Origin of the sequence: Streptomyces sp. NPDC002476, assembly GCF_042889785.1 — a bacterium.
Taxonomy (GTDB): Bacteria; Actinomycetota; Actinomycetes; order Streptomycetales; family Streptomycetaceae; genus Streptomyces.
This window is the reverse complement of record NZ_JBIARH010000021.1, coordinates 85,889-109,820: the sequence shown is the minus strand read 5'-3', so window position 1 is coordinate 109,820 and position 23,932 is coordinate 85,889. Positions and strand designations below refer to the sequence as shown.

23 protein-coding genes and 2 pseudogenes are annotated in these 23,932 nt (G+C 74.0%); 16 read left to right on the top strand and 9 right to left on the bottom strand.

Annotation, left to right across the window (positions count from 1 at the left end):
• Window positions 1-441 precede the first annotated feature (441 nt).
• Window positions 442-1,428: a DUF2382 domain-containing protein gene (locus ACFYXM_RS23340; protein WP_389292006.1), complete on the bottom strand. Its 987-nt coding sequence runs from the start codon at window positions 1,426-1,428 to the stop codon at window positions 442-444.
• Window positions 1,429-1,785: 357 nt separating this feature from the next.
• Between ACFYXM_RS23340 and ACFYXM_RS23335 the strand changes: the two genes are divergently transcribed.
• Both ACFYXM_RS23335 and ACFYXM_RS23330 read left to right on the top strand, forming a co-directional pair.
• On the top strand, window positions 1,786-2,580 hold the full coding sequence (locus ACFYXM_RS23335; RefSeq protein WP_389292027.1) for an adenosylcobinamide amidohydrolase: 795 nt from the start codon (window positions 1,786-1,788) through the stop codon (window positions 2,578-2,580).
• 93 nt (window positions 2,581-2,673) lie between these two features.
• Window positions 2,674-3,513, top strand: coding sequence for an NAD(P)-dependent oxidoreductase (locus ACFYXM_RS23330; RefSeq protein ID WP_389292005.1), 840 nt, complete (start codon window positions 2,674-2,676; stop codon window positions 3,511-3,513).
• 115 nt (window positions 3,514-3,628) lie between these two features.
• On the opposite strand, the gene ACFYXM_RS23325 is transcribed toward ACFYXM_RS23330, so the two are convergent.
• Entirely contained in the window at window positions 3,629-4,537 is a 909-nt protein-coding gene (locus ACFYXM_RS23325; protein ID WP_389292003.1) for an RNA polymerase sigma factor SigF, read from the bottom strand.
• 467 nt (window positions 4,538-5,004) lie between these two features.
• On the opposite strand from ACFYXM_RS23325, the gene ACFYXM_RS23320 reads away from it, so the two are divergent.
• The 6 genes and pseudogenes from ACFYXM_RS23320 to ACFYXM_RS23295 form a co-directional block, all read left to right on the top strand.
• Window positions 5,005-5,730 (top strand): HNH endonuclease family protein, encoded by a 726-nt coding sequence (locus ACFYXM_RS23320; RefSeq protein WP_389292002.1) that lies wholly within the window; start codon window positions 5,005-5,007, stop codon window positions 5,728-5,730.
• Window positions 5,727-6,014, top strand: coding sequence for a hypothetical protein (locus ACFYXM_RS23315; protein ID WP_389292000.1), 288 nt, complete (start codon window positions 5,727-5,729; stop codon window positions 6,012-6,014). Before ACFYXM_RS23320 ends, ACFYXM_RS23315 begins: the two co-directional genes overlap by 4 nt.
• A gap of 76 nt (window positions 6,015-6,090) precedes the next feature.
• The gene (locus tag ACFYXM_RS23310) at window positions 6,091-6,420 is read left to right on the top strand and encodes a hypothetical protein (protein ID WP_389291999.1); all 330 of its coding nucleotides are present in this window, start codon (window positions 6,091-6,093) and stop codon (window positions 6,418-6,420) included.
• A 124-nt stretch (window positions 6,421-6,544) separates the two neighbouring features.
• A complete protein-coding gene (locus ACFYXM_RS23305; RefSeq protein WP_389291998.1) occupies window positions 6,545-7,462 on the top strand; it encodes an NADP-dependent oxidoreductase in 918 nt (305 codons plus the stop codon).
• A 22-nt stretch (window positions 7,463-7,484) separates the two neighbouring features.
• Window positions 7,485-8,011 (top strand): annotated as a pseudogene (locus ACFYXM_RS23300) (GNAT family N-acetyltransferase); the annotation flags it as partial.
• Window positions 8,001-8,246: pseudogene (locus ACFYXM_RS23295) on the top strand (SDR family NAD(P)-dependent oxidoreductase); the annotation flags it as partial. The pseudogenes ACFYXM_RS23300 and ACFYXM_RS23295, both read left to right, overlap by 11 nt.
• A 40-nt stretch (window positions 8,247-8,286) precedes the next feature.
• Here ACFYXM_RS23295 and ACFYXM_RS23290 read toward each other — a convergent pair.
• Window positions 8,287-8,889 (bottom strand): phosphatase PAP2 family protein, encoded by a 603-nt coding sequence (locus tag ACFYXM_RS23290; protein WP_389291996.1) that lies wholly within the window; start codon window positions 8,887-8,889, stop codon window positions 8,287-8,289.
• A complete protein-coding gene (locus ACFYXM_RS23285; RefSeq protein ID WP_389291994.1) occupies window positions 8,889-9,128 on the bottom strand; it encodes a hypothetical protein in 240 nt (79 codons plus the stop codon). The genes ACFYXM_RS23290 and ACFYXM_RS23285 overlap by 1 nt, the downstream gene beginning before the upstream one ends.
• Before the next feature lie 114 nt (window positions 9,129-9,242).
• Here ACFYXM_RS23285 and ACFYXM_RS23280 point away from each other — a divergent pair, with 114 nt between their 5' ends.
• The 4 genes from ACFYXM_RS23280 (at window position 9,243) to abc-f (ending at window position 14,141) form a co-directional block, all read left to right on the top strand.
• Window positions 9,243-9,716 (top strand): BlaI/MecI/CopY family transcriptional regulator, encoded by a 474-nt coding sequence (locus ACFYXM_RS23280; RefSeq protein ID WP_389291992.1) that lies wholly within the window; start codon window positions 9,243-9,245, stop codon window positions 9,714-9,716.
• Window positions 9,713-10,654: a M56 family metallopeptidase gene (locus ACFYXM_RS23275; protein WP_389291990.1), complete on the top strand. Its 942-nt coding sequence runs from the start codon at window positions 9,713-9,715 to the stop codon at window positions 10,652-10,654. The genes ACFYXM_RS23280 and ACFYXM_RS23275 overlap by 4 nt, the downstream gene beginning before the upstream one ends.
• Before the next feature lie 319 nt (window positions 10,655-10,973).
• A complete protein-coding gene (locus tag ACFYXM_RS23270) occupies window positions 10,974-12,188 on the top strand; it encodes a cytochrome P450 (protein WP_389291988.1) in 1,215 nt (404 codons plus the stop codon).
• 264 nt (window positions 12,189-12,452) lie between these two features.
• Entirely contained in the window at window positions 12,453-14,141 is a 1,689-nt protein-coding gene (gene abc-f, locus ACFYXM_RS23265; protein WP_389291987.1) for a ribosomal protection-like ABC-F family protein, read from the top strand.
• 113 nt (window positions 14,142-14,254) lie between these two features.
• On the opposite strand, the gene ACFYXM_RS23260 is transcribed toward abc-f, so the two are convergent.
• Window positions 14,255-14,788 carry an NUDIX domain-containing protein gene (locus tag ACFYXM_RS23260; protein ID WP_389291985.1) on the bottom strand — a complete coding sequence of 178 codons (534 nt, stop codon included), beginning with the start codon at window positions 14,786-14,788 and terminating at the stop codon, window positions 14,255-14,257.
• Between the two features lie 290 nt (window positions 14,789-15,078).
• Here ACFYXM_RS23260 and ACFYXM_RS23255 point away from each other — a divergent pair, with 290 nt between their 5' ends.
• Complete coding sequence (locus ACFYXM_RS23255; protein ID WP_389291984.1) at window positions 15,079-18,531, top strand: phosphodiester glycosidase family protein; 3,453 nt, start codon at window positions 15,079-15,081, stop codon at window positions 18,529-18,531.
• A gap of 75 nt (window positions 18,532-18,606) precedes the next feature.
• Here ACFYXM_RS23255 and ACFYXM_RS23250 read toward each other — a convergent pair whose 3' ends face one another.
• The 4 genes from ACFYXM_RS23250 to ACFYXM_RS23235 all read right to left on the bottom strand — a co-directional run bounded on the left by ACFYXM_RS23250 (window position 18,607) and on the right by ACFYXM_RS23235 (window position 21,192).
• The gene (locus tag ACFYXM_RS23250; RefSeq protein WP_389291983.1) at window positions 18,607-19,017 is read right to left on the bottom strand and encodes a PTS-dependent dihydroxyacetone kinase phosphotransferase subunit DhaM; all 411 of its coding nucleotides are present in this window, start codon (window positions 19,015-19,017) and stop codon (window positions 18,607-18,609) included.
• Entirely contained in the window at window positions 19,014-19,628 is a 615-nt protein-coding gene (gene dhaL / locus ACFYXM_RS23245; protein ID WP_389291981.1) for a dihydroxyacetone kinase subunit DhaL, read from the bottom strand. The genes ACFYXM_RS23250 and dhaL overlap by 4 nt, the downstream gene beginning before the upstream one ends.
• 20 nt (window positions 19,629-19,648) lie before the next feature.
• Window positions 19,649-20,641 (bottom strand): dihydroxyacetone kinase subunit DhaK, encoded by a 993-nt coding sequence (dhaK, locus tag ACFYXM_RS23240; RefSeq protein ID WP_389291979.1) that lies wholly within the window; start codon window positions 20,639-20,641, stop codon window positions 19,649-19,651.
• 185 nt (window positions 20,642-20,826) lie between these two features.
• On the bottom strand, window positions 20,827-21,192 hold the full coding sequence (locus ACFYXM_RS23235) for a YybH family protein (protein ID WP_389291978.1): 366 nt from the start codon (window positions 21,190-21,192) through the stop codon (window positions 20,827-20,829).
• Between the two features lie 135 nt (window positions 21,193-21,327).
• On the opposite strand from ACFYXM_RS23235, the gene ACFYXM_RS23230 reads away from it, so the two are divergent.
• The 3 genes from ACFYXM_RS23230 to ACFYXM_RS23220 all read left to right on the top strand — a co-directional run bounded on the left by ACFYXM_RS23230 (window position 21,328) and on the right by ACFYXM_RS23220 (window position 23,922).
• Window positions 21,328-22,497, top strand: coding sequence for a DUF711 family protein (locus tag ACFYXM_RS23230; protein WP_389291976.1), 1,170 nt, complete (start codon window positions 21,328-21,330; stop codon window positions 22,495-22,497).
• A 191-nt stretch (window positions 22,498-22,688) separates the two neighbouring features.
• A complete protein-coding gene (locus tag ACFYXM_RS23225) occupies window positions 22,689-23,705 on the top strand; it encodes an LLM class flavin-dependent oxidoreductase (protein WP_389291974.1) in 1,017 nt (338 codons plus the stop codon).
• Window positions 23,706-23,733: 28 nt separating this feature from the next.
• Entirely contained in the window at window positions 23,734-23,922 is a 189-nt protein-coding gene (locus tag ACFYXM_RS23220) for a 4-oxalocrotonate tautomerase family protein (RefSeq protein ID WP_389291972.1), read from the top strand.
• Window positions 23,923-23,932 lie beyond the last annotated feature (10 nt).

The following is a 23,932-nucleotide window of genomic DNA, read 5'->3' as shown; positions in this document are numbered from 1 at the left end:
GGGTCGTGCCGGACCCGGTCACGACCCGGCCGGCCACCATCCCGGTGCCCGGCACCGGCGCGATCCGCCCGTGCCGGACACCTCACGCCCCGGTCCCGCGGGGCGTGAGCCCGCGGACGCGGAAAGGGCGGACCCGTGACACGCCCGGGTCCGCACTGCCCGCTCTCCGGCTCCCGGCACGGCGGCCGGGAGTGCGCCGGACCGGCTCAGAGCCTGTCGGGTGACCTCCGACCGGGCGGCCACGCCCTGGCACACGCTCCCCCAAGGCATTGAGGGCCAGGGGACCCCCCTCCGGCGTCGCCGGGATGCCCTGCTGGCTCCTTCCCCGAGCTCTCAACTCCGTTCGAGCGGGGGAGACCCCGTCCGAGGACATCCCGGCGCCTTGGAACCGCACGCACCGTGCCGCGTCCGCTTTCCGGCCGAAGGCCACCCGACAGGCTCTCAGCGGTGGCGTCCCCGGCCGGGCTCACTGCCGGGGCTCTCGCGACCGATGTTCTTGCCGTCCGTGTAGTCGATCTGTTCCTTGCGGAGTTCGGCGGAGATCTCCTTCTGCTCGGTCACCCGCTCGGTCTCCAGGCGCACCCGCTCGACGGGCACGGTCTCCTTGCGTGTGGTGGCGCGCTCGGCGTGCAGGGTGACCTCGACGTCCTGCTCGCGGATGTTCGTGGGTCCCGTCGTCCTCTCGCCGGGCTGCAGCGGCTCGCGGACCACCCGTACCTCTTCGTGCGTCAGCGGCACCGTCCTGGTGACGTTCTCCGTGACGACGTACTTGTGCAGGTGGGCCCTGCCGCTCTCGTACTCCTCGGTGCTGACGCGCAACTGCTCCTCGGAGCGGATCAACTCCTCCTTGCCGCGGAGTTCGGCGGACCGCTCGGTGCCCGCTCCGGCGCCGGCCAGCGGCCGGCCGGCCGCTGTGGTGTCACGGTGCCTGCCCGTGCCCGAACCGGCTCCGGCCATGCCGGACGTGCGCGGCGTGGTGCGGGAGGTGTCCGTGCCCGGGGCGGAGGAGCCGGTCGTGGCCGATGTCCCGCGCCCGGTTCCGGCCGCGCCCATGGCCCCGGTCGTGGTTCCGGTGCCGGCCGGGCCGCCGAGCCTGCCCGTGATGTTCCTGGCGAGGCCGTAGTGACGGTAGAGCTCCTCCTCCTCCGCCACGGACAGATGCGCGTCCGCGTCCACCCGAGGGGCCTCCTTGACGCGGTCCTTCGGATGTGAAATGTGCAGGTCGGAGCCCACGCGGCGGGCTCCGGCAAGGGGTACGAAACTCTCCTTCATGCCGAACAGGCCGGTCTTCACCGTGATCCAGTCCGGGCGGCCTGTGCTGTCGTCGACATACACCCGTCCCACACTGCCGACCTTCTCGCCCGCGGTGTCGTACACCGTCAGACCGTCGAGTTCTCCGGAATCCGTGAATCCGTCAGCGGCTCCCATGACCGATTCCTCCTCACCCGGGCGCGTCCTGTGGCTGGGTCCATCAGGGGAGGCGCGTCCGATTCCCATCGCGCCTCACCCGGATGGACGCTGCAACCGCCCCGCCTCCGGAGGCCGGCCGCCGCACGCGTGCGGCGGCGGCGGTTGCGGCCTGGCACGGCGGTGGGCGGGCCGCACCTTCGTTAGGCCAATCGGGTGAGGGCGGCATCCGGCGGGTCCCACGACGGGGCGCACCGGCGCGCCGCGGCGGTCCGGGCGGGGCGGCACGGGCCGGGCCCGGGGGTGCCACGGGCCCGGCCCGTATGATCGTCCGGCCGTCCGCCGGCCTCGTCCTGCCGTACCACCCGGGGGTGTCCCATCAGTTCCGTACGCATCCGGCTGCCCCAGCAGCGCGGTGAGCTGCTCGCCCGACGCGAGGACGGTCTGGACCTCCACCACCTTGTGTGGCGGCTGGGGCCGGGGTGGCGGGTGTGCAGCAGCGCCGTGCTCGGCGGAGGCATCGGCCCGCGCGCGTGGATACTCAACGCCCAGGTCGCCGGTGGCTACCCGCGCATGGACCCGGACCGCCACCTCGCCGAGATCGCCGCAGCGGAGCGCCTCACCGGGCCCGGCGCGGGCCTGATGACGGCGGCCGACGTCACCGCGTACGCCCTCGCCACCGACGAGGGGGTGACGGCCACCGCCACCTGCGGCCTCGGCGTGCGCGGCTGGGCCGCAGTTCCCGCCCGGGAGACCGGTGCCGTCGACGGGGACACCGGGCGACCGCCGCGGCCGGGCACGGTCAACATCGTGGTCACCCTGCCGGTGGCGCTCTCCGACGCGGCACTCGTCAACGCGGTCGCCACGGCCACCGAGGCCAAGGTGCAGGCGCTCCTGGACGCGGGACTCGACTGCTCGGGCACCCCCACCGACGCCGTCTGCGTCGCCGCGCCCTGCCCGGGAAGCACCCCGGGCGAACCCTTCGCGGGACCGCGTTCCCGTTGGGGCGCGCGACTCGCCAGGGCCGTGCACGTGGCCGTCCGTGAAGGCGCGCTCCGGCAATCCTGGGAGTCCACCGTGCTGCGGGCCGACCGGAGCGCGGCAGACGAACCCGCTCCGAGCCCGGCAGATGAAAGGGAGTGCCCTCCTCATGCCCCCGAACACCCCCGCTGACCCCGGCGCCACCGGCCCCGGGGCCGATGCCGCCGGGCGGCCCGCCCCACGCTCCGCGTCGCCGTCCTGGGCACCGGGATCATGGGCGCCGCCATGGCCCGGAGCCTGCTCCGGGCAGGTCTCGACGTCCATGCCTGGAACCGCACCCGGGCCAGGACGGCTCCGCTCGCCGCCGACGGCGCCACGGTCGCGGAAACGGCGGCGGACGCCGTGCGCGGCGCGGACGTCGTGCTCACCATGCTGGTCGACGGCCCCTCGGTCGCCGCGACACTCGCCGCCGCCGCGCCGGGGCTGCGCCCCGGCCAGGTGCTGCTCCAGAGCTCGACCGTGGGACCGGACGCCGTCGTCGAGCTCTCCCGCGTCGCGGAGGACCTGGGACTCGTCCACCTCGACGCACCGGTCTCCGGCACCAGGGAGCCCGCCGAGCGAGGCGCGTTGACGGTCCTCGTCTCCGGTCCGTCCACCGTCCGGCCGACGGTGGAACCCGTGCTCGACGCGATCGGGCGGCGCACGGTCTGGATCGACGAGGAGCCCGGTGCGGCCTCGCGCCTGAAGCTCGTGCTCAACGCCTGGGTCATCACGATGGTCGACAACATCGCGGAATGCCTCGAACTGGCGGAGGGCCTCGGGGTCGATCCGCGGACCTTCCTCGACACCGTCAAGGGCGGCCCGCTGGACTCCGTCTACCTCCAGGACAAGTCCGCGGCCGTGCTCTCCGGCGACCTCACCCCCAGCTTCGCCCTGACCACCGCGCTGAAGGACGCCCGGCTGATCCTGGACGCGGCGGGGAGTTCGGGGGTACGGCTGGATCTGCTCGCCGCATCGGCCGACCGCTTCGGGCGTGCCGAGGCGGCCGGGCACGGCGGCGAGGACATGATCGCCACGTACTACGGGGGGCGGACCCGGAAGAACGGCACCGACGGCCCGGCGTAGGACTCCGGCGCGAAGAGCGCGGAAGCCGCCGGCGCGAGGAGGGCACGGGGGAGGACGCCGGGTACGGTCCCGTAGGCGCGCGGGCCGCGGCCGGCGGTCCTCTCGCGTCGCAGGATCACACCTCCACGCACATCCCGCTGCGCAGCTTCCGCAGGATCCGCCTGATCAGCCGTGACACGTGCATCTGCGAGACGCCGAGCTCCGCCCCGATCTGGGACTGCGTCATCTCCCGGCCGAAACGCATGTCGACGATGCGGCGCTCGCGGTCGTCGAGACCGCCCAGCAGCGGCGCGAGCGCGTGCAGGTTCTCCACCGTCTCGATGGCGGGATCGGGGCCGCCCAGGACATCGGCGAAGGTGCGCCCCGGACCGCGGTGCCGACGCGTGCCCACCGGTTCGGCCGGCATGTCCAGCGAACCCGCCGTGTACCCGTTGGCCGCCACGAGACCCTCGCCGACCTCGTCCTCGCCCAGCCCCAGCCGTTCGGCGAGCTCCCGGACGGTGGGGTCGCGGTCGAGCTCCGCGGCCAGCGACTCCGTGGCCCTGGCGATGTCGGCCCGCAGCTCCTGGAGCCGGCGCGGCACATGGACGGCCCAGCCGGTGTCGCGGAAGAAGCGCTTGATCTCCCCGGTGATGTAGGGGACCGCGAAGGAGGTGAACTCGACCTCCCGGGAGAGGTCGAAACGGTCGATGGCCTTGATGAGCCCGATCGTGCCGACCTGGACGACGTCCTCCATATCGCCGCCGCCCCGGCTCCGGAACCGCCCCGCGGCGAACCGGACGAGGGAGAGGTTCATCTCGATGAGGGTGTTGCGCGCGTACTGATGGGCCGGGGTGCCCTCCTCCAGGGCCCGCAGGCGGTCGAAGAACAGCCGGGACAGTTCCCGTGCGTCCAACGGGGCGAGCCTGCCCGCGTTCTCGATCCACGGCAGCTCGCCGTCGTCGGCGGCGCTCTGCGGGCCGCTCTCGATCCTCCCGGCTCCCGCACCGTCCGTACGGCCGGTCCGCGCGGTGTGCGCCGTCATCTCGTCACACTCCCCTGGTCGTAGGTGAGGTGTGAGCGCCTGCCCCCGAAAGCGGGCGCTCATGCGGAGGAGCGGCGGCCGGACGACGGGAGCGGCGGTCAATGGCCGGGAACCGTCGTGATGGCCGGTCAGGAGCACGGGGGGACCGCGCCACGCGCGGGGGCCGTCGGCCGCGCCGGGCACCGGAACCGCCCCACCGGTACGGGGGAGCCCGGTGGGGCGGCCGTCTCCAGACTGCCACAGTCCACGGCCGGCCGGGGCCGACCTCCGTACATCCGCTGGTGGTTGAGTCGAAATCGACGGTGGACGAACCACGCCCCGCCGACGACCGCCGCGAGGGTGCCCCGGAGAACCGGAACAATCCGTTCGAGTGGCTGGGAGTTGTGCGAGCCGACCCGCGGGCCGGAGCCGATAGGCTGTGCAGGAACGTTTCTTGACTGCGAGTTCGTGAGGGGTGCGTCCAGGTCATGGTGGGTCAGCGGCGTTGGTGGGGGCAGGCCTTGGCGACCGTGGCCGTTCTCGCGTTGGCCGGGTGCTCGGCGGTCGATGGGGCGACGTCACCCGCCACGACGGACGGTAAGCCGACCGCCACGGCCTCGGCCGGTTCGGGCGGCGGCCGGGCCGGCGGGCCCGCCTCGACCCTGCCGGGCGTGCCGACCGCCGAGCGGGCACGGCAGGACCTGGCAGGACTGAAGGTGGCCGCACACGGCTCGATGTCCGGCTACAGCCGCTCCAAGTTCCCCCACTGGGCCTCGCAGGGCGAGTCCTGCGACACCCGGGAGACGGTGCTGGGGCGCGACGGGACCGGCGTCGAACGGGACGACAAGTGCCGGGCGGTGTCCGGGAAGTGGGTCAGCGTCTACGACGACGAGACGTTCACCAACGCCTCGGACCTGGACATCGACCACATGGTGCCGCTGGCCAACGCCTGGCGCTCCGGGGCCCGCACTTGGACGCAGGACCGGCGCAAGGCGTTCGCGAACGACCTGACCCACCCGCAGCTGCTGGCCGTCTCGGCGGCCTCCAACCGCTCCAAGGGCGACCAGGGGCCGGACGAGTGGCAGCCGCCGTCCAAGACGTACTGGTGCACCTACGCCCGCTCCTGGGTCTCGGTGAAGGCGACGTACGAGCTGTCGGCGACCGCGGCGGAGAAGGACAGGCTGGGCGAGATGCTGGACACCTGCGGCTCATGAACGCGCGCGAACCGGCACGTCCGGGGCGGCTCGTGGACGACATCGTGGCGGGCCCCGGCGGGGCGATGACCGACGAGGTCGGTGTCATCACCGGGGAGTTGACCGTCGCGACCGTCCCGCGGCCCGATGGGCGCGCCGACATCGCCGTCCAGTACACCGAAGCCGACGAGTGGTACACCCTCACCGGCAGCCCCGTGCCGCTGCCGCCCGAGGGACTGGACGCCCTGCACCAGGCCGTCCTCGCCCGGATCCGCCACGGGGGCGCCGCGCGGGCCACGCCCTGAACCGGCCGCCCGTGGGCCGACGCCGGCCCACGGCTTCCCCGATCCTCCGGGCCCGTCCGCCGGGGACGGCTCTCCCGTGCGTGTACCGCTCGACGGCGCACCTGCTGCCGGACACCGGCGTCGGACCGCCGATCTGGTGATCGCCGCGCCGCACGGCCGTACCGTCGCCGTCAGCGGCGGCGACGACGCGACCGTCCGCGCACGGGATCCGCGAACGCTCCGTCGGATCGGCGGGGCGCCGCACTTCCCGTACCGGGGGCACACCCTGGCCCCGGTCGACGACGGCGGTCCGCTCGTCGGCTTCGGAGACGAACTCGCACTGCTCGCCGCACGCCCCGCCGGACGCCGACCGAAGCCGCAGCGCCGTGGTCCGGAGAGGGCCGTCCCGATCGCCGCGCCCTCGTGAACATGTGCCCGGCCCGGGAATACGGGCGCCGGGAGCGGCCTTCCCACTGCTGTGGCGAGCAGTGGCCGGACCGGCCGTGAGCACTGCGGACCCATGACCACCAGGCGCAGGAGAGAGGGAACCCATGCCCAAGGCTTACGTATTCACCCGTAACGGCGGTCCGGAGGTGGAGGCGCTGGTCGACCGGGACGTGCCCGTCCCCGGTCCCGGTGAACTGCTTGTCGCCGTCCGGGCGGCCGGGGTCAACCCGGTCGACTGGAAGCTGCGCACGGGCTACGTGAGGCCCGGCAGCGAGCCGCAGCCGTTCCCCACCGTGTTCGGCAGCGAGGCGGCCGGAGTCGTGGAGGGCGTGGGGCCGGGCGTCGAGGGGTTCACGGTCGGTGACGAGGTCTTCGGCAATCCGGTGACCGGCGGGTACGCCGAGTACACCCTCCTGCCCGTCGCCGTGACCGCGCACAAGCCGGCCGCGCTGTCGTTCACCGACGCGGCCGTGCTGCCCGTCGCGGCGGCCACCGCCTACGACGGCGTGCGCCAGATCGGTCCGGCCCCCGGCTCGACGCTGCTGGTCACCGGCGCCGGGGGCGGCGTCGGATCGGCCGCTGTACAGCTCGCCCGGCACGCGGGCGCCCGGGTGATCGCCGCCGCGAGCGCGGCCAAGAAGGACTACGTCGAATCGCTCGGCGCGGTGCACGTCGAGTCCGGCGACGGGATCGCCGACCGGGTACGGGCCGCGGCCCCGGACGGCATCGACGCGATCTTCGACCTGGTCGGCGGCGACACCCTGCGGGCCGTGGCGCCGCTGGTCGACCCGGCCCGGCTGATCAGCGCCGGGGACAAGCCGCTGGCGGTGGAACTGGGCGGGGCGGCCGTGGCCCGGGCCCGCGACGCCGTGGTCCTCGAGGCGGTGGGGGACCTCGTCGTGCGCGGAGTGCTGCGCACCCACGTGACCCGGACGTTCCCGCTCGCCGAGGCCGGTGCGGCCCTGCGCGCGGTGGAGAGCGGGCACACCCGCGGCAAGATCGTGATCGAGGTGGCCGGGTGACCGCCCCGGTGCCACGCACCCGCTGGACCGTCCGGTGCACGCCGCGCCGACCGGTCCGCAGGCCTCCTTCGCCGAACGGCGCGGCCGTGTTCTGCGCCACCCGGCGGACGCGGCCACCCGGCGGACGCGGCCACCCGGCGGACGCGGCCGCCCGGTGCGCGCTGCCGGACGCACCGGAGGCGGAGGACTGGGCGGACGCCGCGGCCCTCGCCGGACCCGGCGGGGTCGTGTCCCTCACGGCCTTCCGCGAGCCGCCGCCCGAGGACTGGGAGGTCACCTTCCACGCCGAGGGCGCCCAACTCGTCGACGCGGGCGTGGAGGCCGCGCCGTTCCCCGAGGCCGTACGGCTCGGGCCCGCCGACGTACCCGAGATGCTCGACCTGGTCGCCCGCACCCGCCCGGGACCCCTTCCTGCCCCGCACGGTGGAGCTCGGCACCTTTCCCGGTGCACGGTGCAGTCATGAATCTGGAACAGAAGCCTCCGGAACGGCGGAGCCGCAAGGCGCGCAGGACCTGGGACGCACTGGCGCGGGCCGCGGTCGAGGACTGGAACCGGGTCGTCGCCACCAGCTTCAGCGGCGTCTTCTCCTGCCTGCGTCACGAACTCCCCGCCGTCGTCGAGGCGGGCGGCGGCGCCGTCGTCACCATGTCGTCGGTCCTCGGCACCAACGGCTTCGCCGGATCCCCGGCCCATGTGGCCGCCAAGCGCGGCGTCGTCGGCCTCACCAGGACCGCCGCCCTCGAGTGCGCGGCGCGGAACGTCCGGATCGGGCGCGCACGGCCGCTCCGGGCCGGGCGCCGGGGGAGCGCGGGTGCCCGTGTCCTCAACGGGCCGCCACCAGCGGCCGCAGCGGCGAATCCCGCAGCCGGACCACCACCGGCCCGCAGCGTCGCGCCGCCACCGTCAGAACCCAGGCCACCAGGCCGCCGGTGACCAGCCCGATCAGCACGTCGTGCGGGTAGTGGACGCCGATCCACACCCGGGACGCCGCCATCAGCAGCGCGGCGGGAACGGCGATCGCGCCGAGTCTGCGGTCCGTCAGCCAGATCGCCGTCGCCGCCGCCGCCGCGATCGCCGCGTGGTTGCTGGGGAAGGACCAGTCCCCGAGCGGGGGACACGCCTCCACCGTCACGACGTCCAGGGTCCGGCACGGCCGCTGCTCGTGGAAGAGCGACTTCACCAGGTCGTTGACGACGAACGCGGCCACCACCGCGAGTGGGGCGCAGAGCGCCGCGGCGGTACGGGCGGGCGCCGCGGCGCGCGAGCGCCACCAGGACGCGAGCATCAGCAGGGCGAACAATGTCAGCCCGTAGTCCGACCAGAGACGGACGGCCGAGTCGAGGGCGTCGGGGGAGCTCCGGGCCAGCTCGTTGACCCAGACGTACAGGCCGCCGTCGAACGAGGCGGCGGTGGAGGCGAGCGGCATCAGCGGGTGTCTCCTTCGGCGGTGTGCCGACCGCGCGGGCGGGGCGGTTCGGTGCCGGGCGGGAAGAGGGAGACCGTGACCGCGACGGTGACCGCGACGACCGGCGGCCTGCGGGCGCCCCGTGACGTGTGGGCGACGGGCAGCGGGCGGGCGACCGGCGACGGGCCGCGGGGCGCCGGGCGCCCCGGTCCGTTCCCGGGGAGGGCCGGGGGCGCGGATGCCGGTGAGGAATCGGACACGACGGAGGGCCTCCCATAATGGTGAGCGGGCGACCTCGCGGCACGCCCGGACTGACTACAGTGGTGTAGACGGTCTACATCACTGTAGACGCCCGGAGCGGGAGGAGAGTTCCCATGACCCAGGTGAAGGGGATATCCGACGAAGAGCCCGGCCGTCGGCCGGACCGCGGAGCCGACGGGGAGCCGTCGCCCGGGGCCGCTCCGGAGAGCCCCTCGCGGTCCCGCGCAGGCTCGGAGCGGCGCCCGTCCGGTGAACTGGAGTCCGCGATCCTGGCGGCCCTATGGGCGGCCGGTACCGCGCTGACGCCCGGCCAGGTGCAGGCCGCGATCGGGCCGGAGCTCGCCCGCACCACCGTCACCACGATCCTGTCGCGGCTCCACGAGAAGGGCGCGGTCACCCGCACCCGTGCCGGGCGCGGCTTCGCGTACACCCCCACCGAGGACGCCCCCGGGCTGACGGCCCGCCGGATGCACAGCGAACTGCGCAAGGAACCGGACCGCGGCACCGTGCTCGCCCGCTTCGTGTCCCAGCTCAGCGACGAGGACGAGCGTCTGCTGAGGGACCTCCTCGACGGGGACCCGCGTTGATCTATGCCGTATGGGTGCCGCTGCTGACGCCCTTCGTCGCGGTGCCCGCCGCCCGCCGTCTGGCGGACGCCCTGCCGCCGGTACGGGCCGTGCGGCTGCTTGCCGCGACGGGCATCGGCCTCGCCCTGTGCGGCCTGCTCGCGCTCGCCCTGCTGGTGGTGCCCGGCGCGACCCGGTTCCCCGCCGTCTCCTCCTTCGGTGACCTCGTCGGGCCGCTGTCCGCGATCGCTCCCGCGGCGGCCGTGCCCCTCGCCGCCGCGGCGCTGGCCGTGCTCGTGGGGTGCGCCGTCGCCGTCGCCCGCGCCTCCCGCCGCCACTGGGCGCAGCTGCACCGGCCCGCCCGGCCCGGACGGACCGAGGGCGAACTCGCCGTGGTGCGCGACAACCGTCCCGACGCCTACGCCCTGCCCGGCCGCCCCGGAACCTCCGGCCGGATCGTCGTCACCACGGGCATGCTGCGCGCCCTGGACCCGGACGAGCGCGACGCGTTGCTGGCCCATGAACGTGCCCACCTCGCGGGCCGGCACCACCTCTACCTCGCCGCCGTCGAGCTGGCGGCACTCTGCCACCCCGCGCTGCGGTCCCTGCGCGCTCCGATGGGCTACGCACTGGAGCGCTGCGCCGACGAGGCCGCCGCGGCGGCCGTCGGCGACCGGCGGATCGCCGCCCGGGCCATCGGCCGTGCCGCCCTCGCCGCACGCGCCGCCGAGGGAGAGGAGCGCCCCCGGCCGCGGGTGGCGCTCGGCGCCGCCGTCGGGCCCGTACCGCGCCGCGTCGCCGCGTTGCTCGGCCGCGGCACCCCGCGCCCCCGCGTCGGCCGGGCGGCCGCCGCGGCGCTGCTGGCCTGCCTCGTCGTCTCCGGAGCCGCGGCCCTCGACGCCACGAGCGATCTCCACAGCAGCATCGAAGTGGCCCAGGGCGAGGCCCCGCACCACTGACCTGGCGCCACCGCCCCGGCTGTTCGCACGCCCCGGCTGTTCCGGTGCGCCTGCTGTTCCGGTGCGCCTGCTGTTCCCGCGACCCCGCCGTTCCGGCCGGCTGGGCCGGCCGTCTCGCGACGCACGTACGGACGCCGGTCGCTCACCGGCCGGGTGCCGACGGGTGTGTACCACCCGCTTTCACTCTTTCGCGCCGGTGTGCGCCCTTTCGCGCTCCGTCGCGCCACCTCGACGATGAACTGCCGCACCCCCGACATCCGTTCCGGCCGTGCCGGGCGACGTCCGTCCCGGCCGTGCCATGCGCAGTGAGGAGATCTCCATGAGGCAGCGGCCGGTCGTCATCGATCCGGCGGGACGCGACATCCACGGCGAGGCGCGCTCGCTCCGCCGCCACGGTTGCGTCGCCCCGGTCGAGCTCCCCGACGGCATCAGGGCCTGGGCGCCCACCGGCTACCAGGTGCTCCGCCGCCTGCTCGCCGACGACCGGGTGTCCAAGGATCCGAACCAGCACTGGCCGCTCTGGCGGAACGGGGAGTTCCGGGAGAGCTGGATCAACACCTGGGTGGGCGTGTCGAACATGCTCACCGCCTACGGCGCCGACCACCGCCGACTGCGCAGGCTCATCTCGCCCGCCTTCACCCGACGGCGGGTCGACGCCCTGCGTCCGCGCATCGAGGAGATCACCACGACGCTGCTCGATCGGATGGCCGCCGCCCCAGACGGCCGGGCCGAGTTGCGCACCGACTTCGCCCATCCGCTGCCGATGGGGGTCATCTGCGAACTCTTCGGCGTGCCCGAGAACCGGAGGGCCGACACCGCGCGCCTCGTCAGCGAGATCTTCGACACCACCGCGACGGACGAGCAGGCCCTCGCCACCCTGCTGGAGGTCCAGGACCTTCTTGTGAGGCTGGTCGCCGCCAAGCGCGAGCACCCCGACGACGACCTCACCAGTGTGCTGATCGCCACCCGCGACGAGGAGGGATCCGGCCTCACCGAGACCGAACTCGTCGGCACCCTCCTGCTCGTCATCGGCGCGGGCCACGAGACCACCGTCAACCTCATCGGCAACGCCGTCCACGCCCTGCTCACCCACCCCGCGCAGCTCGCCCGGGTGCGCGCCGGCGACGTGCCCTGGAGCGACGTCATCGAGGAGACCCTGCGCTGGGCCCCGCCGATCGCCAGCCTGCCGCTGCGCTTCGTCGTCGAGGACATCGAACTCCCCGACGGCGCCACCGTCGCTCGCGGTGACGCGGTCCTCGCCACGTACGCCGCGGCCGGCCGGGACCCCCTGCGGCACGGCCCGGATGCGGACAGCTTCGACATCACCCGCTCCGACAAGGAACACCTCGCCTTCGGCCACGGCGTACATTTCTGCGTCGGCGCCCCGCTGGCCCGGCTGGAGGCGTCGATCGCCCTGCCCGCCCTGTTCGCACGCTTCCCCGGTCTGCGTGCGGACGAGGAGTCGGCACCGGCCGCCCGCCTCGACTCGTTCATCGCGAACGGCTTCGCCACCTTCCCGGTGCGTCTTCACTGAACCCGCGGCGGCGAGGACGGGCCGGAGGACAAGCGGGCGGGAAAACCGGAGGCCCGCCCGAGCCACCGCCTCTACACTGCGTCCCATGGGTTCGCGTCACTACTACTTCCGCTGAGTCCGGGCACGGACGCGCCACGCGACACCGGGTGACCCGAGGGCTGCCCCTCCCGCGTGCGACGCGCCGCTGCGCCCGTCCGACAACCCAGCCCGCCGCGCACGTGTGCACGTGCGCCGCCGCGGCATGTCATCTCAGGGAACGCGCCCATGAACCACGAACACCCCCGTGCCCAACTCGCCCTCAAGGACGTCTCCAAGCGCTACGGGGACCGTACCGTCCTCGACCAGGTGACGTTCACCGTCCGCCCCGGCGACAAGGTCGCGGTGATCGGCGAGAACGGCTCCGGGAAGTCCACCCTCCTCCGCCTGATCTTTGGAACGGAGGCACCGGACGGCGGAGAGATCACCGTCCGCTTCCCCGGCGGCACCGGCCATCTGCCCCAGACCCCCGCCCTCGACCCCGACCGCACCGTCCAGGACGTCGTCGACCTCGCCCTGGCCGAACTGCGCGCCCTGGAGCGCGAGATCCGCGCCGCCGAGGAAGCGCTCGGCGCCCCCGGAACCCCCGACCCGTCCCGGCTCGCCGCCTACGGCGAACTGCTGACGGCGTACGAGGAACGCGACGGCTACCGCGCCGACAGCCGCGTGGACGCCGCACTGCACGGCCTCGGGATCGGCCACCTCACCCGCGGACGGCTCCTCGGCACCCTGTCCGGTGGTGAACAGTCCCGGCTTGCGCTCGGCTGCGTGCTGGCATCCGCCCCCGAACTCCTGCTGCTCGACGAACCCACCAACCACCTCGACCTCCGCGCCACCACCTGGCTGGAGGACCACCTGCGCGCGCACCGCGGCACCGTCGTCGTCATCACCCACGACCGGGCCTTCCTGGAGCGGACCACCCGCGTCGTCCTGGAGGTCGACCGCGACCCGGGCCGGGTCGTCCGGTACGGCGGCGGCTGGGACGGCTACCGCACCGCGAAGGCCGCCGCCCGCCGTCGCCGGGTCCAGGACCACCGGGAATGGCTGGACGAGCTGGCCCGTGCGGAAGAACTCGTGAACGCGGCGGGGCAGCGCCTCGCCAGGACGGGGAAGGACCCGCGGCAGGGCTTCGGCAAGCACCGGCGGTCGCACGAGGCCAAGCTGTCGGGCCGGGTCGGGGCCGCCGCGAGACGGCTGGACGAACTGCGCGGGAATCCCGTGCCCGCCCCGCCCGAACCACTGTGCTTCCACGCCGACATCGCCGTCGCCGCCGGAGAGGAGACGGCGGCCCCCGGTCCGCTCGCCGAACTCGACTCCGTCGTCGTCGGCGACCGGCTCCACCTGCCCGCGCTGTGCGTGGACCCCGGGCAGCGCCTCCTGGTCACCGGTCCCAACGGTGCCGGGAAGTCGACCCTGTTGCGGGTCCTGGCGGGCGAACTCGCCCCCGACGCGGGCACGGTGCGCCACCGTGGCCGCATCGGGTACCTGCCGCAGGAACTCCCCGCCCGGCCGACCTGCCGCACCCTGCTGGCGGCGTTCGCGCAGGGGCGGCCCGGTCACCCCGACGAGCACGCCGAGAACCTCCTCGCCCTGGGCCTGTTCCGCCCCGAGGACCTGGCGGTGCCGGTCGCCCTGCTCTCGGCCGGGCAGCAACGCAGGCTCGCGCTGGCGCGCCTGGTCACCCGCCCGGCCGATCTGCTGGTGCTGGACGAGCCGACGAACCACATCGCCCTCGGTCTGGTGGAGGAGATGGAGGCGGCGCTCGCGCGGTACCGGGGAGCGGTGGTGGTCGTCTCGCACGACCGCGCCTTCCGCAGCCGGTTCACCGGCGACCGGATGGAACTGCGCGACGGCCGCCCGGTCGTGGCGGGCACCGGTGCGTACACAAGCGCCGGCGGCCGGGAGCACGGCGGCTGAACCGACGCCACCGCGGCACCGGCGGGAACGCGCCGCCCCCGGTCGGCGGCATCGCGCAGGAGGCCGGCCCGACGAGGGCCGACGGCCCGCCCGGGGACCGTCCCGGGCGGCCGTCACCCGCACCCGCGCAGGTGCTCGCCCAGCCGGGCGAGGAACACCCGCTGCCCCGCCACGAGCCGCCGCTCCGCCTCCCGGGGAGCGCACCAGGCGAACCGGTCCACCTCCGGGAACTCCCGCAGCACACCGGAGCCCCTCGGCCACTCCATGGTGAACGTCCCCGGCACGGCCGCCGCCGGATCCACGTCCGCCTCCACCGCCCACACCACCACGGTCTTGCCGCCGGACTGCCGGGCCTCGCCGAGCGCCACCCACGCGCCGTCCGGCACCGCGTGACCGAACTCCTCCTCGAACTCCCGGCGGGCGGCGTCCCGCGGCTCCTCCTCCGGGCCGTACTCGCCCTTGGGGACCGACCACGCGGCGTCCTCGCGTCCCGCCCAGAACGGGCCGCCCATGTGCGCGAGCAGCACCTCGAAACCGGCGCCGTCGTCCGTGGCCCGCACGCCCTCGGTCCGGTCGTCCGCGGCCCCGTCCGGACGGCGGAACAGGAGGAGGCCCGCACTGCGCCGGGCGCGTTTCGGAGGTGGCATGCCGTCAAGTCTGCGCCGCCCTGCGGCGGACCGTCGCGGACAGTGCCGCCGTCCAGGTGATCGTTCCCGTCACGGAGCCGACCCGACGTGTTCTCCCCGTGGTTCCCGAGTCCCTCTGGTGCGCGGCCCCCGGCGCGGGCCAGGCTGGCGGCCGGCAGTGCCCCGCCCGTGGCCCGGGCCGGGCAACCGACGAAACCGCAGGAGGACTTGTGGCCCTTGGAACAGTCGGCAGGAGCACCGCATCACCCGGGGGAGCGGCGCGGCGGCGCGGGAGGGCGACGCGTTCGCTCGTGCTGCTCGCGACCGTGTCCGCGCTGACGGCCGGCGCGATCACGCCCGCCCTCGCCGACACGACCCCCGACCCCCGCCCCCGTACCTCGGCCGAGATCCTCAGACCCGTCGCCCCGCCGCCCGCGAGCGGCCAGGCGGGAAGGCCCCGCTCGGTCGTGGACGGCGACGGCATCGAGACCGCGCGCACCTCGCGCCCGATCGCCCCGGGCGTCCGCCTGGACTCGTACGACCGGCTCGAATCCGACAAGTGGCTGCGGGTCGACTCGCTCTCCGTCGACCTCGACGGCGGCGGCGTGCGCGCCGACTACCTCTCCTCCGGCAAGGTCTCGGAACGGCGCACGGTCTCCGAACTCGCCGCCGGGCACGACCCGGGCCGGGGCCGCCGCACCGTCGCCGCGATCAACGCCGACTTCTTCGACATCAACCAGACCGGGGCCCCGCAGGGCATCGGCATCAAGGACGGGGCCGTCGTCCAGTCACCGGCACCGGGCGTCGACCGGGCCGTCGGCATCGGCCCCGGCGGCGCGGGCCGCATCCTGAACCTCTACTTCGAGGGGACGCTCACCCTGCCCTCGGGCAAGCGTCCGCTCACCGCCTACAACGCCGCCAATGTGCCCGCCGGGGGAGTGGGCGCCTACACCTCCGCCTGGGGAAGCGCCGACCGTGCGCTGACCGTGGACGACGCCGCCCCCGTCGCCGAGGCCGTCGTACGGGACGGCACGGTGGTCTCCGTGTCGGACACCCCCGGATCCGGGGACATCCCGGGCGACACCACCGTGCTGACCGGCCGTGAGGCCGGGGCCGCCGCACTGAGCGCCCTGAAGCCCGGCGACCCGGTGTCCCTGACCTACCGGGCCCGCAGCGACGGCGGATCCGTGCCGCGCACCGCCGTCGGCGGCCGGGAACTCCTCGTCGTCGACGGGGTCGCCCAGAACCACGAGGGCGAGGGCAACAACACCGCCGCGCCCCGCACCGCCGTCGGATTCTCCAGGGACGGCCGGACCATGCAGATCATCACCGTCGACGGCCGGCAGGCCGACAGCGGCGGCGTCACCCTCACCGAACTCGGCCTGATGATGCGCCGCGCCGGCGCGTACAGCGCGCTCAACCTCGACGGCGGCGGCTCCTCGACCCTCGTCGCACGGGAACCCGGGAGCGACGCGCTCCGCGTCGAGAACAGCCCGTCCGACGGCAGCGAACGCACCGTCCCCAACGGCCTCGCCCTCACCGCCCCCGACGGCAGCGGCCGGCTCAAGGGCTTCTGGGTCCGGCCCCGCACCGCCGCCGCCTCCGCGCCGGGCGTCGACCCGGTCAGGGGCGGTCACCCCGGCCGGGTCTTCCCCGGGCTGACCCGCCGCCTCACCGCGAGCGGATACGACGAGACGTACGGCCCCGCCGAGGGCACCCCGCGCTGGCGGTCCGTGCGCGGCTCGGTCGGCACTGTGGACCGGAGCGGCCTGTTCACCGCGCGGCACGGCGGCACCACCGAGATACGCGCCGAGAAGGGCGCCGCGCGCGGTGGCACCACCCTCACCGTCCTCGACGAACTGGCCCGCATCGAGCCGACCACCCGGCGCATCGGCCTCGCCGACGCGAACGCCACCGGCACGTTCGGGATTGTCGGGCTCGACGCCCACGGCACCTCCGCCCCCGTCGAACCGCGCGACGTCTCCCTCGACTACGACCAAACGCTCCTCGACGTCCGGGACGACGGCCGGGGCTCCTTCACCGTCACCTCGCGCGCCGGGAGCGGCGCCGGGCGGATCAGGGCCACCGTCGCCGGCACCACCACCGTCCTCGCCGTCACCGTCGGCCTTGCCGAACAGGCCGTCTCCTCCTTCGACGACGCGGACTCCTGGGCCTTCAGCCAGGCCCGGGCGAGCGGCTCCCTCTCCGCCACCCCCGACGGCCGCACCGGCACCGGGCTGAGACTCTCCTACGACTTCACGCAGTCCACCGCCACCCGCGCCGCCTACGCCGCCCCGCCCCGGCCGGTCGCCGTACCCGGGCAGCCCCAGTCGTTCACGCTGTGGATCAAGGGCGACGGCAACGGCGCCTGGCCGACCCTGCAGCTCAAGGACGCCGCCGGCTCCGACCAGTTGCTGCGCGGGCCGTACGTCACCTGGACCGGCTGGCGGCAGGTCACCTTCGCCGTGCCGCAAGGGGCCGCCACGCCGCTCACCGTGTCCCGCTTCTACCTTGCCGAGACGGCCGCCACGAAGCAGTACACGGGCGAGATCGTGATCGACGACCTCACCGCCCAGGTCCCGCCCGCCGTCGACCTCCCCGAACAGGCCGCACCGGCCGACCCGCTGATCGACCCGGCGGCCGTGACCGGGCGGCGCGACTGGCGGTTCGCGGTGATGTCCGACGCCCAGTTCGTCGCGCGGGCCCCGGACAGCGACATCGTCGCCCAGGCACGGCGCACCCTGCGCGAGATCAAGGCGGCCCGCCCCGACTTCCTGGTCATCGACGGCGACCTCGTCGACGAGGGCTCGCCCGCGGACCTTGCGTTCGCCCGCCGCGTCCTCACCGAGGAACTCGGCGACGCGCTGCCCTGGTACTACGTCCCGGGCAACCACGAGGTGATGGGCGGGAGGATCGACGACTTCGTCGACGAGTTCGGGCCCGCCCGGCGGACGTTCGACCACAAGGGCACCCGGGTCATCACCCTCGACACGTCCAGCCTCGGCCTGCGCGGCGGCGGCTTCGACCAGATCAAGGAGTTCCGCGCCCAGCTGGACGCGGCGGCGAAGGACCGGAACGTCGGCTCGGTCGTGCTGATCGAGCACGTGCCGCCGCGCGACCCGACCGTGCAGAAGGGCAGTCAGCTCGGCGACCGCAAGGAGGCGGCCCTCGTCGAGCAGTGGCTCGCCGACTTCCGCCGGACGACGGGCAAGGGCGCGGCGTTCGTCGGCGGTCACGTCGGGGTGTTCCACGCCTCGCACGTCGACGGAGTGCCGTATCTGATCAACGGCAACTCCGGCAAGGCACCGGCCGGTCCCGCGGACGAGGGCGGGTTCACCGGCTGGTCGCTGATCGGCGTGGACCGCGTGACCCCCGGTGAACAGGCCGCCGCCCGGCAGCGGCCGTGGCGGGGCGGCCCCGACTGGGTCTCCGTCCAGACCCGGGCCCATGTCGACGGCCTGTCGCTCGACGCGCCGGAGGTCGTCGGAGCCGGGAGCCGTACGAAGGTCACGGCGACCGTCACCCAGGGCTCCCGCGAGGTGCCCGTCGGCTTCCCGCTGTCCGCCGACTGGACCGGATCCCCGAACGTCCACATCGGCCGCGGGGACGACGCCCGGCACCGCCACACCGCGGTCCTCGACCCGTCGACCGGCACCCTCACCGCGCTCCGGCCCGGCACCGTCACGCTCGCCGTGACCGTCAACGGCACGACACGCAAGGCCGTGATCAGGATCGCGGCGGCCCGAACCGCCCCGGCGGCCTGATCGGCCCGGGCACCGTCCGGCCCGGGGCCGTCCCGCACCCGCCACGGGGGCGCGGGACGGCCCCGGGCCACCCGCCTACACCTTGCGGTACGCGTACGCCTCCGAGGCCGCGGCCTCCACCGCGTCGACGTCCCCGCCCGCCGACGCGGTCACCACGGCGGCCACCGCGCCCTCCAGGAACGGCGCGTCCACCAGCCGCGCCTTCTCGGGCAGTTCGTCGCCCTCGGCCAGCATCGACTTGACCGTCAGCACGGCACTGCCCAGATCGACCAGCAGCACCACGCCGACCCCCGAGTCCACCGAAGCGGCGGCCCCGGCGATCAGCTCCGCGCTCGTGCCGAGCCCGCCCTCGGCGGTTCCGCCGGCGGCGGCGACCGGAGCGGTCGCACCACCGGCCGCGAGCCCCTTGGCCAGCTCGGCGACCGACTCGGCCACCGGGCCGCTGTGCGAGACCAGCACGATCCCGACCTGGTTCACGCCGCTCACGCCCCGCCTCCGTCCGCCCCGGCCGTCTCGGCGAGCGTGGCGATCAGCAGGGCGGAGGACGTCGCCCCCGGATCCTGGTGCCCGATGCTGCGCTCGCCCAGATAGCTCGCCCTGCCCTTGCGCGCCTGCATCGGCACCGTCGCCAGCGCCCCCTCCTCGGCGGCCTTCCGGGCCTCCTCGAACGACGTCCTCAGCGCGTCGGCCACCGGCAGCAGCGCGTCGAGCATCGTCTTGTCCCCGGCCTGTGCCCCGCCGAGCTGGGCCACGGCCGCGACGCCCACCCCGAGCGCCTCCGCCAGCTGCTGCGGCGTCACCTCGGGCTCGTCGCCCAGGGCCTTTCCGGTGCGACGCAGCAGCGTCCCGTACAACGGCCCGGAGGCCCCGCCGACCGTCGACACCAGCTGCCGCCCGGCGAGCATCAGCACGGCTCCCGGGGTAGCGGGCGCCTCCCTGTCCAGGACGGCGGTCACGGCGGTGAACCCGCGCCGCATGTTGGTGCCGTGATCGGCGTCCCCGATCGCCGAGTCGAGTTCGGTGAGACGGTCCGCCTCTCGGTCCACGGCACTCGCGGCCGCGGTCATCCAACGGTGGAAGAAACCGGCGTCGAGCACATGATCTCCTTGTCGTCGGGTCAACGGCCCCAGCGCAGCGCGGGCGTCTCCACCGGCGCGTCCCAGAGGCGCAGCAACTCCTCGTCCGCCTGGCAGACCGTCACCGAACAGCCCGCCATGTCGAGCGAGGTCACATAGTTCCCCACGAGCGTACGAGCCACCACGATCCCCCGCCCGGACAGCGCCCGTTGCACCTCGGCATTGAACCCGTACAGCTCCAGCAGCGGTGTCGCACCCATGCCGTTGACCAGGACGATCACCGGTGCCGTCGGCCGCAGGTCGTCGAGCACCGCGTCCACCGAGAAGTCCGCGAGCTCGCGGGACGTCATCATGGGACGCCGTTCCCGTCCCGGCTCGCCGTGGATCCCGATGCCCAGCTCCAGCTCCCCCGGCGGCAGGTCGAACGTGGGGGACCCCTTGGCGGGCGTGGTGACGGCACTGAGCGCCACGCCGAAACTCCGTGAGGAATCGTTCACTCGGCGGGCCACGGCCGCCACCTGTTCCAGCGGCGCCCCCTCGTCGGCCGCCGCCCCGGCGATCTTCTCCACGAACAGGGTGGCGCCGGTGCCCCGGCGCCCCGCCGTGCAGAGGCTGTCGGTCACCGCGACGTCGTCGTCGACGACCACCTGCGTGACCCGCACCCCCTCGTCCTCGGCGAGCTCGGCGGCCATCTCGAAGTTCAGCACGTCACCGGTGTAGTTCTTGACGACGAACAGCACCCCCGCGCCGCCGTCCACCGCGGCGGCGGCCCGTACCATCTGGTCCGGCACCGGCGAGGTGAACACCTCGCCCGGGCAGGCGGCGGACAGCATGCCGGGGCCGACGAACCCGGCGTGCAACGGCTCGTGACCGGATCCGCCCCCGGAGACGAGCGCCACCTTCCCGGCCACCGGCGCGTCCCGCCGCACGACGACGCGGTTCCCGACGTCGACGGCCAGCCCGGGATGAGCGGCGGCCATCCCGCGCAGCGCGTCCGCGACGACGGTTTCCGGGGCATTGATCAGCATTCTCAACGGAGCCTCCTAGCGAGGGTGGCGGGCTGTCGCTGAACCGCAGCCGACTCTACTGAGGGAGGGGCACGTCGCGGGGGAGGCCGACGGAAGGATGTCCGACTCGATGCTGTGCGGGGGACCCCGGCGCACGAGGAACGAGGGCGCTGCGACGCGCGGCGGCGAAGAAGGGGAATGGTCCGTTCCGGTCAGCCCAGGACGCTGGGCCGGTCGATCACCCACAGCCACGTGCCGTCGGGCTGGCGGCGGGCCACCTCGACCGTGGCGTCCTTCCCGTCGGCCAACTGCACCGAAGTGAGCGCCAAGTCGCCGTGATGCAGCGTACGTTGCTGTTCACCATGCTGGAAGACGGGCCGGCCGGCCGTGAATCGCTCGTAGGCCCTGCGGATCTCCCGCTCGCCGGTCGCCACCGTGCCGTCGGGGAGGGCCAGGACCGCGCCGGGTTCGTACAGGGCGACGAGGCCGTCGACATCGCCCGTGTTGAGTCTCTCGACCACGAAACGGCCGAGGTCCTCGGGCTCGACGGCCCGCTCGCGCGACCTGTCACCGCTCATGTCCCGCATCTCCCTGTCAGGTCCATCCGGCCCGGGAACAGCACCCGGCTCCGTGATCCTGGCAGGTGGCGCGACCCGCTCCCGGCAGCCGACACCCACGTTCATTCGAACGCGTGAACTCACGAGGTGAAGATCATGTACAGGCCACTGATACGCACCGTCACGCTCGGGGTCGCCGAGCCCCATCCGCTTCCGGAGGCGGTCGTCGAGGAGAAGGCCCTCCTCGTCCGGCGGGCGGAAGCGGCCTTCCGTGCGGCCGGGTACGAGGTCCAGACCGTACGGCTGTCGACCCGGTCCGTCTTCGCCGACCTCGCGGGACGGACGCCGTCGGACATCGTCTCCTACGCCCACCGCCTGCAGACCGTCCTCGACGGGGCCGGGATCGGCTACTGCTCGCTGGGCCCGGCGGACGCGGCCGATCCCGGCTTCCCGCTGCACACCCTCGACACCGTCGGGGACCTGCTGATCGGCGCGGAGGCGCTGAGCTGCACCGTCCGCACGGGAACGCTGCGGCACGGGGTCCGCTCCGAGGCGTCCGGACCCGTGGCGCGGATCGTCCGCAGGCTCGCCGAGGAGACGGACCAGGGACTGGGGAACTTCCGCTTCGCCATGGTGGCCTGTGTCGATCCCGGCGGGCCCTTCTTTCCCGCGGCCCACCACGACGGGCCTTCGTCCCTCACGGTCGGCCTGCAGGGCGCGGGAATCGTCGCGGAGGCGCTGCGGGAGGTCGGCCGCCTCGACCCCGCCGCCATCACGCGCCGGGTCGGGCGGGCGCTGAGCGAACATGCCGCGCCCGTGGTGGAGCTCGCCGAGCGGATCTGCGAGGAGACGGGCCCGGCGTACGGCGGCATCGACCTGTCGCCCGCGCCCGCGGGCGACGACAGCATCGCCGCGGCCATGGAGCTCTGCCTGCCCGGACCGCTGGGCGGCCCCGGAACGCTGGCCGTCACCGCGGCACTCACCGAGGCGATCCGGAGCACGGGCCTGACCACCTGCGGCTACAACGGGGTGATGCTGCCGGTCATGGAGGACACCCGGCTCGCGCAGCGCTGGCACGAGGGCACGGTCGACGCCCAGCTGCTGCTGGCCTGTTCGGCGGTGTGCGGCACCGGACTCGACACCGTTCCCCTTCCCGGCGACATCCCCGAGGAGGAGATCGCGGGACTTCTGACCGACGTGGCCGCCATGGCCGTACGCCTGAGGAAACCACTGTCGGCCCGTCTCTTTCCCGTAGCCGGCAAGAAGGCCGGCGACCGCACGACGTTCTCCTCCCCCTATCTGGTGAACACCACTCTCAGGCGCTGAGCACCGTCCGGCAATACCCGGTGGACCGGTGATCCCGGACGAAGACAATCCCCACCGGCTTGTTCTGTCCCGCCGGCGGGACAGAACAAGCAACATGGTTGACGGCTCCCGGACGACAGTGCAGGGTCGGCGGCGACGAGTTCGACGCGATGCGATGTTCCTTTCCGCAGCGACGCGTTCCGGAGGCGGGCATGAAGTTCGGAATCGGAATCGGGCGCACCCTCACGGCCCGCGAATCGGCGAAACTGGCACGACAGGCCGACGAATTGGGGTACGAACACTGCACATTCATTGATTCACAGAACCTCTGCCGCGACTCGACCGCGATGATGGCCCTGGCCGCGGCGGCGACGACCCGAATACGCATAGGCCAGGCGGTCACCAATCCGTACACCCGGCACGCCTCCGTGCTGGCCAATGTGATCGCGACCCTGGACGAGATCTCGGAGGGCCGGGTATTTCTCGGCATCGGCGCCGGAGGAAGTGCCGTCGCCATGGTCGGAAAGAAGCCGAGGCCGCTCACGGAACTCGCCGAATACGTCCAGTTCTTCAGGGATTTCACCGGAGGAAAGGAAACCGAATGGCAGGGCCTGCCCATGCGTTCGGAGTGGGCCGAGCGCGAGGTACCGGTCCTCATCGGCACCCACGGCGCCAAGAGCTGCCGGCTCGCCGGAAGAATCGCGGACGGAGTGTTCCTGCCCGGCCTCTCACCCGAGATCACCACGTGGAAACGGGCACGCGTCGCCGAGGGCGCGCGGAGCGCCGGGCGTGAACTCGCCGATCTCGACGTGTGGTCACGCGGCACGGTGTTCGTGCACGACGACGTGGAAGAGGCGCGCGAATACCTGCGCTCCTACGCCGCCACCTCGGCGTACTTCCTCTGGCGCTCGGTGCTCGGCCGCTCCACCCCCGAGTCCGAGGAACTGGCCGCCATGCTCCCCGACGCGGTGCTGTCGGACATGGCCGCCCTGGCCGAGCGCTACGACTGGTACCAGCACGAGGTCGTGGGTGCCCCGCACGCCGCCGAACTCTCGGACCGCCTCATCGACTGCTTCGCGATCTACGGTCCGCCCTCCCGGTGCGTCGACCGGCTCCAGGAGCTGCGCGAGACCGGAGCCGATCAGGTCTCCCTGGTGCTCTACGGGGTCCCGGACCAGACGGCCATGATCAGCCGCTTCGTCGAGGACGTCGCCGCCCGTCTCGGGTGACGCGCGACGCCGACTGGAAGGAACCCCCATGCCGTTCATCACCGTGCTCGCGCTCAAGGGGCGCACGCTGGATCAGCGGCGCCTGTTCGCCGACGAGATCACCCGGCTCGCCGTGAAATGCCTGGACGCCGAGCCCGAAGAGGTGCGTGTCCGGTTCGTCGAGATGGACGCGACCGAATTCGCCCGGGGCGGGCGACTGTTCGCGGACCAGTCCTGAGACCCCTGGG

Bases quoted from the DNA above. Each gene is read 5' to 3' on its own strand.
- ACFYXM_RS23270 (WP_389291988.1), top strand. From the start codon at position 10,974: ATGAGGCAGCGGCCGGTCGTCATCGATCCGGCGGGACGCGACATCCAC.
- ACFYXM_RS23315 (WP_389292000.1), top strand. From the start codon at position 5,727: ATGAACGCGCGCGAACCGGCACGTCCGGGGCGGCTCGTGGACGACATC.
- ACFYXM_RS23340 (WP_389292006.1), bottom strand. From the start codon at position 1,428: ATGGGAGCCGCTGACGGATTCACGGATTCCGGAGAACTCGACGGTCTG.
- ACFYXM_RS23290 (WP_389291996.1), bottom strand. From the start codon at position 8,889: ATGCCGCTCGCCTCCACCGCCGCCTCGTTCGACGGCGGCCTGTACGTC.
- ACFYXM_RS23320 (WP_389292002.1), top strand. From the start codon at position 5,005: ATGGTGGGTCAGCGGCGTTGGTGGGGGCAGGCCTTGGCGACCGTGGCC.
- ACFYXM_RS23260 (WP_389291985.1), bottom strand. From the start codon at position 14,788: ATGCCACCTCCGAAACGCGCCCGGCGCAGTGCGGGCCTCCTCCTGTTC.
- ACFYXM_RS23220 (WP_389291972.1), top strand. From the start codon at position 23,734: ATGCCGTTCATCACCGTGCTCGCGCTCAAGGGGCGCACGCTGGATCAG.
- ACFYXM_RS23235 (WP_389291978.1), bottom strand. From the start codon at position 21,192: ATGAGCGGTGACAGGTCGCGCGAGCGGGCCGTCGAGCCCGAGGACCTC.
- ACFYXM_RS23305 (WP_389291998.1), top strand. From the start codon at position 6,545: ATGCCCAAGGCTTACGTATTCACCCGTAACGGCGGTCCGGAGGTGGAG.
- abc-f (WP_389291987.1), top strand. From the start codon at position 12,453: ATGAACCACGAACACCCCCGTGCCCAACTCGCCCTCAAGGACGTCTCC.
- ACFYXM_RS23225 (WP_389291974.1), top strand. From the start codon at position 22,689: ATGAAGTTCGGAATCGGAATCGGGCGCACCCTCACGGCCCGCGAATCG.
- ACFYXM_RS23280 (WP_389291992.1), top strand. From the start codon at position 9,243: ATGACCCAGGTGAAGGGGATATCCGACGAAGAGCCCGGCCGTCGGCCG.
- ACFYXM_RS23325 (WP_389292003.1), bottom strand. From the start codon at position 4,537: ATGACGGCGCACACCGCGCGGACCGGCCGTACGGACGGTGCGGGAGCC.
- ACFYXM_RS23330 (WP_389292005.1), top strand. From the start codon at position 2,674: ATGGCCCGGAGCCTGCTCCGGGCAGGTCTCGACGTCCATGCCTGGAAC.
- ACFYXM_RS23230 (WP_389291976.1), top strand. From the start codon at position 21,328: ATGTACAGGCCACTGATACGCACCGTCACGCTCGGGGTCGCCGAGCCC.